The organism is Streptomyces sp. RLA131 (genome assembly GCF_056270125.1).
Genome location: NZ_JBWDOQ010000002.1, coordinates 4988375 through 5003134, shown reverse-complemented (window position 1 = coordinate 5003134; position 14760 = coordinate 4988375). Strand labels below are relative to the sequence as shown.

10 protein-coding genes are annotated in these 14760 nt (G+C 72.0%); 1 reads left to right on the top strand and 9 read right to left on the bottom strand.

What is annotated here, in order from left to right; all coding sequences use genetic code 11:
• Positions 1-51: 51 nt before the first annotated feature.
• Together RWE79_RS23795 and RWE79_RS23790 are read right to left on the bottom strand one after the other, a co-directional pair.
• Entirely contained in the window at positions 52-1710 is a 1659-nt protein-coding gene (locus RWE79_RS23795; protein ID WP_475942077.1) for a serine/threonine-protein kinase, read from the bottom strand.
• Positions 1711-1869: 159 nt separating this feature from the next.
• The gene (locus RWE79_RS23790) at positions 1870-3576 is read right to left on the bottom strand and encodes a glycerol-3-phosphate dehydrogenase/oxidase (protein ID WP_475942076.1); all 1707 of its coding nucleotides are present in this window, start codon (positions 3574-3576) and stop codon (positions 1870-1872) included.
• Positions 3577-3773: 197 nt separating this feature from the next.
• Here RWE79_RS23790 and RWE79_RS23785 point away from each other — a divergent pair, with 197 nt between their 5' ends.
• Positions 3774-5030, top strand: coding sequence for a nucleotide sugar dehydrogenase (locus tag RWE79_RS23785; RefSeq protein WP_475942075.1), 1257 nt, complete (start codon positions 3774-3776; stop codon positions 5028-5030).
• 162 nt (positions 5031-5192) lie between these two features.
• Here the strand turns inward: RWE79_RS23785 and RWE79_RS23780 are convergent, their stop codons facing one another.
• The 7 genes from RWE79_RS23780 to RWE79_RS23750 all read right to left on the bottom strand — a co-directional run bounded on the left by RWE79_RS23780 (position 5193) and on the right by RWE79_RS23750 (position 14672).
• A complete protein-coding gene (locus RWE79_RS23780) occupies positions 5193-5906 on the bottom strand; it encodes a polyprenol monophosphomannose synthase (RefSeq protein WP_475946054.1) in 714 nt (237 codons plus the stop codon).
• A gap of 62 nt (positions 5907-5968) precedes the next feature.
• Entirely contained in the window at positions 5969-7312 is a 1344-nt protein-coding gene (locus RWE79_RS23775) for a UDP-glucose dehydrogenase family protein (protein ID WP_475942074.1), read from the bottom strand.
• Between the two features lie 13 nt (positions 7313-7325).
• Positions 7326-8909 (bottom strand): glycosyltransferase family 39 protein, encoded by a 1584-nt coding sequence (locus RWE79_RS23770; protein WP_475942073.1) that lies wholly within the window; start codon positions 8907-8909, stop codon positions 7326-7328.
• The gene (locus tag RWE79_RS23765; protein WP_475942072.1) at positions 8906-10600 is read right to left on the bottom strand and encodes an ArnT family glycosyltransferase; all 1695 of its coding nucleotides are present in this window, start codon (positions 10598-10600) and stop codon (positions 8906-8908) included. The genes RWE79_RS23770 and RWE79_RS23765 overlap by 4 nt, the downstream gene beginning before the upstream one ends.
• On the bottom strand, positions 10600-11622 hold the full coding sequence (locus RWE79_RS23760; RefSeq protein WP_475942071.1) for a glycoside hydrolase family 26 protein: 1023 nt from the start codon (positions 11620-11622) through the stop codon (positions 10600-10602). The genes RWE79_RS23765 and RWE79_RS23760 overlap by 1 nt, the downstream gene beginning before the upstream one ends.
• Positions 11619-13250, bottom strand: coding sequence for a glycosyltransferase family 2 protein (locus tag RWE79_RS23755; RefSeq protein ID WP_475942070.1), 1632 nt, complete (start codon positions 13248-13250; stop codon positions 11619-11621). Before RWE79_RS23755 ends, RWE79_RS23760 begins: the two co-directional genes overlap by 4 nt.
• A gap of 300 nt (positions 13251-13550) precedes the next feature.
• Complete coding sequence (locus RWE79_RS23750) at positions 13551-14672, bottom strand: GuaB3 family IMP dehydrogenase-related protein (protein ID WP_475942069.1); 1122 nt, start codon at positions 14670-14672, stop codon at positions 13551-13553.
• Between the last annotated feature and the right edge of the window lie 88 nt (positions 14673-14760).

The following is a 14760-nucleotide window of genomic DNA, read 5'->3' as shown; positions in this document are numbered from 1 at the left end:
CCATCATCCCTGACGCCGCGGGGTGATCTTGCGCACCCCCTGCCAGGCGGGTCACCCCGCGAGCCGCAGTCCGGCGACGGCGTTGTCGAACACCGGTTTGTACGTGGCCCATTGCTCGTCGGGGGCGGAAAGATAGATCGCGTACGCGGTGCCACCCTCCTGGCCGAAACCCAGGTCCACGGCGTGCCAGACGCGGGCGGTGCCCTGCCAGCGGAACTCCCAGAGGGCGGCGGGCCGGCCGCGCCAGCTCGTGCCGTTCATCCGCAGCCGCTCATAGCTGTCACCGACCCGCTCGTGCGTCTCGGGCTCAAGGTCCTTCCAGGCCTGGAGCGGGCTCGCCGCGGCGAAGTCCATGGCGCTGACCTTGAGGTCGACCTTCCGCGTCGGGTCGATGAAGTCCACGTCACCGTTGGCCGCGGCCCGGCGGGTCCAGCCGTCGGGGACGGGGACGGAGTAGCCGTGGTCGGTCTCGTCGACGAGGTGGTAGCCGGCCGGGATCTCCGGCAGGGCGGACTCGGACACGCTCGGGGTGGCGGTCCCGGTGGCCTTGCCGCTGCGGTCGCCGTGCGCGTCGGTGTCGCTGCCGGTGTCGCTGCCGGTGTCGCTGCCGGGGCGGGTGACCAGGTACGCCGTGCTTCCCGCGATCGCCACGACGGCCACCAGGGCGGTGAGCAGCAGCTTGCGGCGGCGGCCGCCACTGGTGGCGGTCCCGGGCGCGGGGCCCGGCAGGGCGGTCCCGGGCGGGGGGCCCGGCAGGGCGGTCGTGGGGCCGGTGCGGACCGGTCCGGCCTGCGCCGGCCGGGGCAGGCCGGACCGGTCCACCGGGGCGGTCGGCTGCTCCGACGCCGGGCCCCGCAGCAGCCGCTCCGCCTCCTCGGCGGACATCCGCTCCCCCGGCTCCCGTACCAGCAGCCCCGCGATCACCGGCCCGAGCGGCCCGGCGTTGCCGGCCGGGGGCACCTCGTCGGTGGCGATCGCGTACGCGGTCTCGATGGCGGTGTCCCGGCGGAACGGCGACCGGCCCTCCACCGCCTGGTACAGCGTCGCGCCCAGCGCCCACAGGTCCGCCCCGGGGCCCGGGGCGCCGCCGGTCAGCCGCTCCGGGGCGAGGAAGTCGATGGACCCGATCAGTTCGCCCGTCCGGGTGAGGGTGGAGGTGCCGGAGGCCTGCGCGATCCCGAAGTCGGTGAGTACGACCCTGCCTCCCCCGGACTCCGTCGGGTGGGGGTGCCCCCGGCCGAAGGCTGGGGGAGCGCCCCCGGTGCCCAGCAGGACGTTCCCGGGCTTGACGTCGCGGTGCAGCACCCCGGCGGCGTGCGCGGCCCGCAGCGCGGCGATCATGCCGCGTCCGATGCGGGCGGCCTCGGCGGGGGCGACCGGGCCGTGCTTCTTGATCAGCTCGCCGAGGGTGGTCGACGGCACGTACTCCATGACGATGGTCGGCAGGCCCTCGTCGTCCACGACGTCATGGACGACGACGACGTTGGGGTGGGTGATCCGGGCCGCCGCCCGGGCCTCACGCCGGGTGCGCTCGAACAGGGTCGCCAGCTCGTCCTCGTGCAGGTGGGCCTGCGGGGCGTGCAGCTTCTTGACCGCGACCTCGCGGCCCAGCAGCTCGTCCACCGCCCGCCACACGGTGCCCATGCCGCCGCGCCCTATCCGCTCCAACAGCCGGTATCTCCCGGCCACCAGCCTTCCCTCGTCCGACACCGCGCCCCCTCCGTGGCTTGCATCGCTGTGCTGCCAGAACGATAACCGGCCCCCGGGTCGCGCGGCCTTCGGCCGTGCTCGTCCCCGATCGCCGTACCGATCGCCGTACCGGACGGCATGCCGTCCGGTACGGCGATCGGGGACCGACCCGCCACCGCGCTAGCGCGCGGCGATGTCCGGGGCTCCCAGCCGCGCGGCGTCGGCCGTCAGGTCGTCCGGCTGGCGCTGGGACTCGCGTTCGGCCTCGACGCGCTTCTCGTAGTGCTCGACCTCCTTCTCGATCTGCTCCTTGTCCCAGCCCAGCACCGGTGCCATCAGTTCGGCGGCCTCCCGGGCGCTGCGGGTGCCGCGGTCGAAGGTCTCGATGGAGATCCGGGTCCGCCGGGTGAGGACGTCGTCGAGATGGCGGGCGCCCTCGTGGGAGGCGGCGTAGACGATCTCGGCCCGCAGATAGTCGTCGGCGTGGCCCAGCGGGTCGCCGAGGGAGGGGTCGTCGGCGATCAGGGCGAGGACCTCCTCCGTCTGGGAGCCGTAGCGGTTGAGCAGGTGCTCGATCCGGGCGACGTGCAGCCCGGAGTCGGCCGCGATCCTGGCCCGGGTGTTCCACAGGGCGTGATAGCCCTCGGCGCCGGCCAGCGGCACGTCCTCCGTGCAGCAGGGGGCCACCCGGCGGTCGAGGCCGTGGACGGCTTCGTCGACGGCGTCCTTGGCCATGATGCGGTAGGTGGTGTACTTGCCGCCGGCCACCACCACCAGGCCGGGCACCGGGTGGGCGACGGTGTGCTCGCGCGACAGCTTGCTGGTCGCCTCGGACTCGCCGGCCAGCAGGGGCCGCAGCCCGGCGTAGACCCCCTCGACGTCGTCGCGGGTCAGGGGGACCGCGAGCACCGTGTTGACGTGCTCCAGCAGGTAGTCGATGTCGGCGCTGGACGCCGCCGGGTGGGCCTTGTCGAGGTCCCAGTCGGTGTCGGTGGTGCCGACGATCCAGTGGCGGCCCCAGGGGATGACGAACAGGACGCTCTTCTCCGTACGCAGGATCAGCCCGCTCGTGGAGTGGATGCGGTCCTTGGGGACGACCAGGTGGATGCCCTTGGAGGCCCTGACGTGGAACTGGCCGCGCTCGCCGATCAGCGCCTGGGTGTCGTCCGTGAAGACCCCGGTCGCGTTGACGACCTGCCGGGCCCGGACCTCGTACTCGCCGTCGCCCTCGACGTCCCGCACCCGGGCGCCGACGACCCGCTCGCCCTCCCGCAGGAAGCCGACGACGCGTGCCCCGTTGGCGGCCAGCGCGCCGTAGGCGGCGGCCGTCCTGACCAGGGTGGCGACCAACCGCGCGTCGTCCGTCTGGGCGTCGTAGTACTGCAGGGCGCCGACCAGGGCGTCCTTGCGCAGGGCGGGGGCTATGCGCAGCGCGTGCCGCCGGGAGAGGTGCCGGTGGTGCGGGAGCCCGGCGCCGTGGCCGGAGGTCATGGCCATGGTGTCGTACAGGGCGACCCCGGAGCCCGCGTACAGCCGCTCCCAGCCGCGGTGCTGGAGCGGGTAGAGGAAGGGCACCGGCTTGACCAGGTGCGGGGCGAGCCGCTGGATGAGCAGGCCGCGTTCCTTCAGCGCCTCCCGCACCAGGGCGAAGTCCAGCATCTCCAGATAGCGCAGACCGCCGTGGATGAGCTTGCTGGAGCGGCTGGAGGTGCCGCAGGCCCAGTCGCGGGCCTCCACGATCCCGGTGGACAGCCCCCGGGTGGCGGCGTCGAGCGCGGTGCCCGCCCCGACGACACCACCGCCGACGACGAGAATGTCGAGTTCCTGTTCAGCCATCCGCGCGAGCGCGGCGGCTCGTTCCGACGGTCCGAGTGTCGCCGTACGCATGTGCATGCCTCCCGTGGTGGGGACCCGTCCTTCCAGAGTCACCCGTCCGCGCGCACACGGCCAGCCTTGCCTGTCCGGCATGTCCTCTTATCGGCGCGGCGCGTAGTCATATCACCTATCTGTCTGGTTAGCATGTTTTGAAGCCATTCGGGATCGCGCAGGAGCGTACCCACGGCGTACGGAGAGGGACCCGCCTCATGCCCGCAGACCTCGCTGTCATCGGACTCGGCCACACCGGACTCCCCCTGGCACAGGCGGCCAGCGCCGCCGGGCTCGGCGTCATCGGCTACGACACCGACGAACGCACCGTGGCCGCCGTCAACGCCGGCCGCGTACCCACCGGCACCCTGCCCGCCGCCGACGTACGCCGCATGCTGGCCGGCGGCTTCCGGGCCACCGCCGACCCGGTGGCGCTGGGCCGGGTGCGCACCGCCGTGATCTGCGTGCCGACGCCGCTGGGCGAGGACCGGGTGCTCGACCTGGGGGCCGTGGCGGCCGCCGGGCGCACCCTGGCCGGGCAGTTGCGGCCGCACACCACCGTCGTCCTGGAGTCGGCGGTCTACCCCGGCACCACCGGGGAATTCCTGCGGCCCGTCCTGGAGGAGTCCGGCTGGACCGCCGGCCGCGACTTCCACCTGGCCTACTCCCCCGGCCGCGCCGACCCGGGCAACCGGGACTTCACCCTCGCCAACACCCCCAAGGTCATCGGCGGCCTCACCCCGGCCTGCACCGAGGCCGCCGCCGCCTTCTACGGGCGCTTCACCGAGCGCGTCGTACGGGCCCGGGGGCTGCGCGAGGCCGAGACGGTCAAGCTGCTGGAGACCAACTTCCGGCACGTCAACATCGCCCTGGCCAACGAGATGGCGGTCTTCTGCCACGACGTCGGCGTCGACATCTGGGACGTCATCCGCTGCGCCGAGACCAAGCCCTACGGCTTCCACGCCTTCCGCCCCGGCCCCGGCGTCGGCGGCCACGGGGTGCCGCTGGACCCCAACTACCTGTCGTACCAAGGGCGGGTGCTCGGCCACCCGCTGCGCATGGTCGAGCTGGCCCAGGAGGTCAACACCCGTATGCCGCGCTATGTCGTGCAACGCTCGGCCGCGCTGCTCAACGAGCACGGCAAGTCGCTGCGCGGCGCCCGAGTGCTGCTGCTCGGGGTCACCTACAAGGCCGATCTCGCCGACCAGGAGGGCGCCCCGGCCCGCGAGATCGCCACCCGCCTGATCGAGCTGGGCGCCCAGATCCGCTACCACGACCCGTACGCCCCCGAGTGGCGCGTCCTGGACCGTCCGGTGCCGCGCGCCGACTCGCTGTGGGAGGCCGCGGCGGACGCCGATCTGACGGTGCTGCTCCAGCACCACCGTACGTACGACCTGCAGGGCCTGGCCGTGAAGGCCCAGCTGCTGCTGGACACCCGGGGGGCGACCCCGGTGGGGGCCGCCGCCCGGCTCTGACCAGCCGGCCCGGCGGTCGCGGCCCAGGCCCTGTCCGACACATGGCGCCGGCCGCCCGGAGGGCGGGTCCCGCGGCTCCCCCGGCTACCGCCGGGTGGGGGTGCCCCCCAGCCGGCGGGCTGGGGGAGCGTCGTGGGACAGGCGGGATTTGTCAGACAGGGCCTAACCGCGGTTGCGCAGCCGCAGGCGCAACGGCACGATCGCGGACTCGATCTGGGTGCCCAGGCTCATCTTGGAGACGCCCTCGGTGCGTTCCTCGAAGCGGATCGGGATCTCGACGCCGTTGTGTCCCAACCGGGTCGCCTTGAACTTGAGTTCGACCTGGAAGCTGTAGCCCGCGCTGTCCAGGCTGGCCAGGTCGACGGCCCGCAGGGTCCGCGCGTCCCAGAGGTTGAAGCCCGCGGTGATGTCGCGGATCCGGGTGGACAGGACCGTACCGGCGTAGAAGTTGGCCCACTTGGACAGCACGCGGCGGTGCAGGCCCCAGTCCTCGGCCAGCGAGCCGCCGTCGACATAGCGGCTGCCCACGACGAAGCCGGCCCCGGTCGACAGGGCGGTGCCGAGCATCTGGGGGACGACATGGGCCGGATGGCTGCCGTCGGCGTCCATCTGGACGACGTAGTCGGCGCCCTCCTCGACGGCGGCGGTCATCCCGCCGGCGTAGGCCCGGCCCAGGCCGTCCTTGCTGGTGCGGTGCATGACGCTCATCCGGCGCACACCGAGCGCGTTGGCCTTCTCGGCGATCTCCTCGGCGATGCGCCCGGTGCCGTCGGGACTGTTGTCGTCGACGATCTTCAGGTGCAGGCCGGGCAGCGGGAGGCCGAGCACCGCCTCGGCCACGCGCGGCAGGTTGGCCGCCTCGTTGTAGGTCGGCATGACGACCGTGACCGGTACGTCCCCCCAGGGCGCGGGAATCGGCGCCGCCGTCTCCGGTGTGCTCACTGTCTCTCCTCGTTCGGGTGGGGCGGCGTATGCGGCCTGCCCAGTGCGTGAAATGACCAGCCGGCGGCCGTCCAGCGCTTCTCGTCGAGAACCCCCCTGCCGTCGACGATCCGCGGCCGGGCGGTGCCGGTGCGGGCCACGTCGGCGGCGAGCGCCGCCGGGTCCAGGTCCCGGAACTCCTGCCATTCGGTCAGGTGCAGTACGACATCGGCCCCGCTGACCGCGTCCGGCGCGGATGCGGCGTACCCGAGCGCCGGGTAGGCCTTGCGGGCGTTGTCCATGGCCTGTGGATCGTAGACGGCGACCTCGGCGCCCTCCAGATGCATCCGGGCGGCCACGTCGAGGGCCGGCGAGTCGCGGATGTCGTCCGAGTCGGGCTTGAAGGCGGCACCCAGTACGGCTGTCCGCCGGCCGGCGAACGAACCGCCGCACAGCTCACGCGCCAGGTCGACCACGCGGCCCCGGCGCCGCAGGTTGATCGCGTCCACCTCGCGCAGGAAGGCCAGCGACTCACCGGTGCCCAGCTCGTCGGCGCGGGCGGCGAAGGCGCGGATGTCCTTGGGCAGGCAGCCCCCGCCGAAACCGACGCCGGCCCGCAGGAAGCGGGCGCCGATACGGTCGTCGTGGCCGAGGGCGCGGGCCAGTACGGACACGTCTGCGCCGGTGGCCTCGCAGACCTCCGCCATGGCGTTGATGAAGGAGATCTTGGTGGCCAGGAAGGCGTTCGCGGCGGTCTTGACCAGCTCGGCGGTCGGGAAGTCCGCCGTCACCACCGGCGTCCCGGCCTCGATCACGGCCGCGTACACCTCCCGCAGAAACGTTTCGGCAGAGGCGCTCTCGACCCCCAGCACCAGCCGGTCCGGGGTCAGGGTGTCCCGTACGGCGAAGCCCTCGCGCAGGAACTCCGGGTTCCAGGCCAGTTCCGCCCCGGCCGGAAGCCGCCCGGCCAGCCGCCGCGCGGTGCCCACCGGCACCGTCGACTTCCCGACCACCAGCGCGTCCGGGCCCAGGTGTGCGGCCAGGGCGTCGAAGGCGGCGTCGACATGGGTCAGGTCGGCCGCCCCGGAGTCCTCGCGCTGCGGGGTGCCGACGCACACGAAGTGCACCCGGCCGAAGGCCGCTGCCTCCTCGTACGAGGTGGTGAAGCGCAGCCGTCCGGACGCGGTGTGCCGGGCCAGCAGCTCGCCGAGCCCGGGCTCGTGGAAGGGCATCCGGCCCGCGCCCAGCGCGGCGACCTTGTCGGGATCGACGTCGACCCCGAGCACGTCGTGTCCGAGTTCCGCCATACAGGCGGCATGGGTGGCACCGAGGTAGCCGGTGCCGATGACAGTGAGCCGCAAGGCGACGGCCTCCTTACTGGGCTTTCTTCGCGTGCTTGGTCTGCTTCACGCGTTCCAGCAGCACGACCCGGACGTTGGTCAGGTTCTGGATCCGGGCCACCTTGAAGTACGTGTCCAGGACCTCGGTGGTCCGCTCGCTCATGTCGGCGAAGGGCTTGCCGAGTTGCGAGGTTGAGACCACCCACAGCCGGTCGGTGCCGGCCAGGCACTTCGCCGGCAGGGGGCACTCCACCCCGCCGAAGCTGCCGGACTGCTGCGGCGTCCGGTACAGCAGCACGTCCTCGGGCCGCCCGGCGTCGTCCCGCAGTTCGTAGGACATCGCCCGGCGTTCGGACTTCTGCCCGGAGAAGGCGATGCCGTCGCCCGCCTTCTGGCCGGCCGTGACGATACGGGCCGCCTTGCGGTAGTCCGGCTCGGCCGAATCGTTTCTGCGCGCCTGCGCGATGCCCGGCTGGGCCACCCACACGAACGCCGCGGCCGAAGCCAGCACCAGCACCGCGCCCACCACCCGGCGCCCGGCCCCGCTCCGCGCGGCGGCGGCCTCGGTCAGCTGCCCGGCGAGGCGCGTGACGGCGGCCGCGGCCAGCAGCAGCCAGGCGGGGACGGTGAACAGCAGATAGCGGGGCAGGAAGAGGTGCAGCTGCGCCGAGGTCAGATAGGTCAGGACCGGCGGCAGCAGCACCCAGGGCGCCAGCAGCACCGCGTACCTGCGGGCCGCCAGCAGGCCGAGAAGGCCGAGGACCATCACCGCACCGCCGGTCACCCAGGAGCCGAACAGCTCCTGCGGGTGGTCGACCAGGTCCTGGAAGGTCGGGTTGTTCCAGGCGATCTGCCCGCTCTGCCCGGACCCCTGGGCGAGCATCGGCAGGACGAAGGAGAGCCCGAAGGTCGCCGCCGCGGCGAACGCCCAGTGCGCCGTCCGGTCGCCGCCGCGCTTGGCCAGCACGACCAGGCCCAGGTGCCCTGCCAGCACCGACAGCGACACCAGGTGGCTGTAGCCCACCAGCGGCAGGCTCACCGCGTACAGCGCCCAGCCCTTGAGGGTCGGCCGGTCCAGGACGCGCAGCAGCAGCAGCGTGGACAGCAGGGTGCAGGCCACCGCGAAGGCGTACGGCCGGGTCTCCTGCCCGTAGCGGGTGACGCTCGGCACGGCGGCGAAGAGCAGCCCGGCGAGCAGACCGGTCCGCGGCGTGAACAGCCGCCGGCCGAGAAGCCCCAGCAGGCCCGCCGCGACGGCCATGGCGATGGCGGCCGGGATGCGCAGCGCGGTCGGCGAGGTGCCGAACACCGAGATCCACAGGTGCATGACGACGTAGTACGGCGCCAGCACCACGTCGATGTTCTTGATGAGGGCGCCCAGATCCCCGAAGGAGAGCGACGCGGCCCACCAGGTGGCGTGCTCGTCACGCCACAGCTGCCGGTCGCCGATGCCGCGCAGGACGACCCCGAGGGTGACGAGGGCCGGCAGCAGGAAGACCAGTGCGGTGCCCGCCGGGTGGTGGGTGGTCCGGCGCCGGGAGCGCCGCCCGCCGTCGGCGGGGGCGTCGGTGTCCCCCCGGCCCGAGTCGGCGGCCGGGGCGCGGTCGGTGACGGTCATCGCTTCACCCAGATCCGGTAGGTCGTCGATCCGTAGTCGTCGGTGGAGTGCAGCACGGTCCGCAGGCGGTACCTGGCGTTGCCGCGCAGCGCGGCGGTGATCGCCCGGTCGGCCTCGGGGGTGACGTTGCCGGTGAGCACGATCGCGTCGAAGTGGCCCTCGCGCACGGCGGCCCTGAAACCGTCGTTGCCGGTGTGGCGGTCGCCGTCCTTGTCGGTGTAGTCGATGGCGAAGGTGCTCTGCCACTGCTTCCAGCCGGTGACGTCCCGCAGGTAGTAGGCCGGGATCTCGAACTGCTCGGCGAGATAGGTGCCGTTCTTCCCGTCCTGGGCGATCACCTTGCGCAGCGCGGCGACCATGCGCGCGGAGTCCGGCGGATGGTAGAGGGCCTGTGTCTGCGCCATGCCCGTGACCAGCGCGGCGACCCAGACCATGATGCCGAGCTGCGGGTAGCGGAAGTGCGCGCCCATCAGCCGGTTGATGCCCAGCCCGGCCATCGGCGCGGCGAAGAACAGCCCGAACCCGACGTGCTTGAACAGGGAGATGTCGTCGTGCAGATGCGCCTGGTACAGCGGGGCCAGCAGCGCCGTGCCGCACATCAGCAGCCCGAGCGCGGTCCGCCGCACCCGGCCCGGGGTGGTGCCCAGCGCCCACGGCATCTCGCCCATCCGGGCCCGCCGGATGTAGTCGATCGCCCCGCCGACGGCGACCAGCAGCATCACCCCGCCCCACTCGGCGCTGCGCCGGAACACCGACAGCGCGGTGTCCGTGCCCTGCGCCCGGCCGGTCGTGGTGAAGCCGACGCCGTCGAGGGAGCCGCTCAGATAGCCGGCCGCGCCGAGCACCACCACGACCCCGAGGCCGAGCAGCAGCCCGCGTGCCACGGCCCGCGCACCCCGGTACGGATAGGCCGACAGCACGGCGAGCACCAGCAGCGACGGCAGGTACAGCGCGGCGGCGTACTTGACGGCCGGAGCCAGTACGGCGGCCGGCACGGCGAGCAGCACCAGGGCCGGGTGCGAGCGCCCGGTCCGTACGACGATCCAGGCGGCGCAGGCCAGCAGGAACAGCGCGAGCGCGTCGAAGGTCGCGAAGTTGCCGAGGAAGACGGTGGACTCCAGCACCGAGAAGAGCGCGGCGGCGGCCAGTCCGGCCCGCTGGTTGAACAGCCGGGCGGTCAGTCCGTACAGCAGCGCCGTGGTGCAGAGCGTGAAGACCAGGCTGACCAGCCGGACGGCGGCCAGCCCGCCGGCCGAGTCGACGGCGGCGGCCAGCACCGGGTAGAGCATCGGATGGCCGGAGAAGTAGCCGGAGAAGTCGGCGGGCGGCGGGGTGCCGTGGAGCAGCCGGCCGATCTGGTAGTGGCCGGAGGCGATGTACAGCGCCTCGTCGCCGAAGGCACGTCCGCGCAGCCGCAGCGAGAGCCCGGCCTGCACCAGCAGGACGCACAGCAGCACACCGCGGCTGATCCAGGTGGCGCGCCGGGTGTCGACCGCCCAGGCGGAGACCGGGACCTCGGGCACGACATAGCCGGGCGTCTCGGGCTCCGGCTCGGGGCCGGGGCCGGGGCCGGGGTCGGGGTCGGCCGCGGCCGGGGCGCCGGCGTACTCCCAGTACGGGTACTGGTACTCGTGCTGCTGGTCGGCCTGCCGGCCGTAGCCGTGGTGCTGCTCGTTGATTCCGGATCCCATCATTGCTTCCGTACGTCGAAGCCGAAGTCGCTGTCGGCGGCGAGCCGTTTGAACTCGGCCATGGCCAGCGGGCTGGCCTGGATACGCCAGTCGGCGCGCTTGGCGATGTTGAACCAGATGAAGCCGAGGACATCCGGATCGTCCTCGACGCCCTTGAAGAGGCCCCGTACGTCGGCCCGGCGCCGTTCACCGGTCTCGGAGGAGGTCTCGGTGATGAGGAACGGCTTCTTGGTGAAGCCGCGGATCTGCCGGGTGGTCGGGCCGTAGAGGGTGCTGAAGGTGTGGGCTCCGCCGGCCGTCCAGTAGCCGACCAGTCCGACCCAGTCCACATAGGCGTCGCCCGGCCAGTAGGGCTTGAGCTTCACCGCCGGGACCGGGTTGATGACGTTGGGGCTCCACGTCCAGATGACGTTGGTGGCGCCCCGCTCCTGGAAGAGGTCGTGGATGTGCCGCCAGGCCTTCACGAAGTCGGCGGCCTTGGTCTTCTTGGTGCCCCAGGGGTACCAGCCGCCGTTCATCTCGTGCCCGAAGCTCAGCGCGACCGGGGTGTTGGCCTCGCGCACGCCGTCCGCGAAGTCGCGGATGTAGTCGTCCTGCGAGCCGTCGGCGATCTTCGCCACGGAGGGCTTGAAGGGCTCCCAGGAGACGTAGAGCAGCGCACCGGACTGCAGGGCGTTCTTGGCGCCCTGGACGTTGAAGCCGTCGCCCCATGCCGAGTACGAGGCGATGATGTTGGGCTGCTTGCCGATCAGGTCGGCGAAGTGGTCCACCGGGTTCATCGAGGAGGGGGCGCCGTTGACGGCCACCCCGAGGTACTTGCCGTCCGGGTGGATCAGCGGGGTGACGTCGAACGCCGGCTTCTGCTGGGCGGAGTCCCCGCCGCCCGACGAGGACGACGACCCGTCGGAGCCGGAGCCGGAGCCGGCGGAGTCCGCCGGTCCGGACGTACAGGCGGTCAGGGACAGCAGTACGGCGGCGAGCAGCGCCACGGCGGCGTGGCGTACCGGGTGGGGGCGGGTCACAGGACGGGCTCGGGGAGCGCCTGCGTACGGGGCTGCACCAGGACGCGGGCGACCACGAGGGCGTAGAACAGTCCGGAGGACAGCACCAGCGCGAAGTCCGGCGGATAGCCGTGCAGCAGCCGCCACGCGGCGGCGCCCACCCACACCACGGCGGTGCCGGCGCTCCACACCCACAGGCCCAGCCAGAAGCGGCGGGTCTTGTTCTTCTTCGCGGTGGACGAACCGGTGGGCTGCCAGCCCATCCGCTGCTTGCGCAGGATGTCCCAGATGGCGAAGAAGTGCGCCCAGCCGTACATCAGCCGGGCGGCCCAGGCCTCCAGGCGGTACGGGGACTTGTGCCACAGCGGGAAGATCACGGCCGTGTAGATGATGCTGGGCAGCACCATCACCAGATGGTCGACCTTGAGCTTGTCGGGCATGGCCAGCAGCAGCACGATCGGGATGACCGGCGCCGCGAAGGTGAACAGCGCGGTGTGGATGTAGTAGAAGAAGCCCGAGAGGTAGCACAGCCGGCTGGAGAACCTGATCCGCGCGTCCCAGAACTTCTTGCTGCCCATCAGGCTCATCGAGCCCGAGCACCAGCGGTACTGCTGGTTGAAGAACGCGCCCGCGCTGTCCGGGCAGACCCCGGTCGACACCGCGATCGGCACATAGCGCAGGTCCCACCCCAGGCCACGCAGGTCGAAGCCGGTGTGCACGTCCTCGGAGTGCTCGATGAGGGTGGTGCCGCCGTTGCTGTCCAGGGCGGCGCGGCGGTAGATCGCGCAGCTGCCGACGCAGATCGCGCCGTCGCTGCCCTGCCGGGAGACCTGTACGGAGCGGTAGAACAGCTCCTGTACGGCGCCGGCGCCACGCTCGATCCAGTTCTGCGAGTCCAGGACGCGGAAGTACTGCGGGGACTGGACGATGCCGACCCGCTCGTCCGTCTCCATGTACGGCAGCAGTTCCTCCAGCAGGTCGGCGCGCGGGGTGAAGTCGGCGTCGAGGATGAGGACGTACTTGCCGTCGGACTGGCCGAAGCCGAAGTGCAGGTTGCCGGCCTTCTTGAACCAGCCCCGGTTCGGGCGGGTGCCGTAACGGAAGCCGAAGTCGGCGGCCATCGCCGCCAGCTCCGGGCTCGCGCCGTCGTCGAGGACGAACGGCACGCAGCGGCCCGGGTAGCGGTCGGCCAGCGCCCGCACATGGCTCCAGGTGTTGTGCAGCACCTCGATCGGCTCGCCGCACACCGGCAGGAAGACATCGACCGTGGGATAGGCCTGCGGCCGCCAGTCACGGACCAGCTGCTTGTGGGCCTTGAGGTCGAAGTCTCTGGTGAAGCCGTTCACCCGGAGGGATATCAGGTAGTAGATGACGGTGAAGACCAGCGGCGGCGCGTACAGCCACAGCAGCGGGTTGGACTGCGCCAGCTTGTACTGGCTGAAGGCCAGACAGCAGAAGCTGATCACCGAACTGATCGTCAGCACCCACAGATAGCGGCGGGCGTACGAGTACTTCTCACCGTCCGACGGCGGCTTGGGCAGCAGCCCCAGCTGCTGGATCCGCGACTTGTCCAACGCCCGCCGGCGGTTCGCCGACGGCTGGCCCTGCGCCCGGTGCCCCCCGGCGCGGGCAGGCTGAACTGCACTCATCTGCTCTTGACCCCCCGGGCGATACGCCCGTCTGCCCCCACGACCGCTCAGCCGAACCCCGGTGCGAACAACCAGCCGAGTGTCGTGAGCTTATCTGAGTAATTCAAGAGTGTCAGGGGCTGCCAAAGCGTTATTGCGCAGGTTGGGGCGGTTGTGACCACAAATAAAGGCCAAGATCCCGTGTTGCGATCCGGTTTCCGTTCCCGTACGTACGGGCAAACCAAAGGGCCCGGCCGCGCGAAACGCGCGGCCGGGCCCTGCGGACGGCTGTCCTGATACGTGCGGACCAGCGGTCAGCGGTCAGCGGTGGTGGGTCGGAGACACCGTCACCTCGACGCGCTGGAACTCCTTGAGGTCGCTGTAACCCGTGGTCGCCATCGAGCGGCGCAGCGCCCCGAAGAAGTTCATCGACCCGTCGGGGGCGTGCGAGGGACCGAGCAGGATCTCCTCGGTGGTGCCCGCCGTACCGAGGTTCATCCGCTTGCCGCGCGGCAGTTCGGTGTTGACGGCCTCCATGCCCCAGTGGAAGCCCCGCCCCGGCGCGTCGGTGGCGCGGGCCAGCGGAGAGCCCATCATCACGGCGTCCGCACCGCAGGCGACGGCCTTGGGCAGATCGCCGCTGGCCCCGAACCCGCCGTCGGCGATGACGTGCACATAGCGGCCGCCCGACTCGTCCATGTAGTCCCGGCGCGCGGCCGCCACATCGGCCACCGCGGTCGCCATCGGTACCTGGATGCCCAGCACGTTGCGGGTGGTGTGCGCCGCGCCGCCGCCGAAGCCCACCAGGACGCCGGCCGCGCCCGTGCGCATCAGGTGCAGCGCGGCGGTGTACGTGGCGCAGCCGCCGACGATGACCGGAACGTCGAGCTCGTAGATGAACTGCTTGAGGTTCAGCGGCTCGTGCGAACCCGACACGTGCTCGGCGGAGACCGTCGTGCCGCGGATGATGAACAGGTCCACGCCCGCGTCGACCACGGCCTTGCTGAACTGCGCGGTGCGCTGCGGCGAGAGCGCGGCGGCCGTGACCACACCCGCGTCACGCACCTCCTTGATCCGCTGGCCGATCAGCTCCTCCTTGATCGGCTCCGCGTAGATCTCCTGCAGCCGCTGGGTCGCGGCCCCGTCGTCCAGCTCGGCGATCTCCGCGAGCAGCGGCTCGGGGTCCTCGTACCGGGTCCAGAGGCCTTCGAGGTTGAGTACGCCGAGGCCGCCCAGGTTGCCGATCCGGATCGCCGTCTCGGGCGAGACGACGGAGTCCATCGGCGCCGCCAGGAACGGCAGCTCGAAGCGGTAGGCGTCGATCTGCCAGGCGATCGAGACCTCCTTCGGATCGCGGGTGCGCCGGCTCGGCACGACGGCGATGTCGTCGAATGCGTAGGCCCTGCGGCCTCGCTTGCCCCGCCCGATCTCGATCTCAGTCACGTGTGTGGCCTTTCCTTCGTGGCTTGCCGAGCCCATTATCCCAGGGCCGACAGGCGGGAGCCCGCGACCGTAGGTGCGAGGCCCTGGG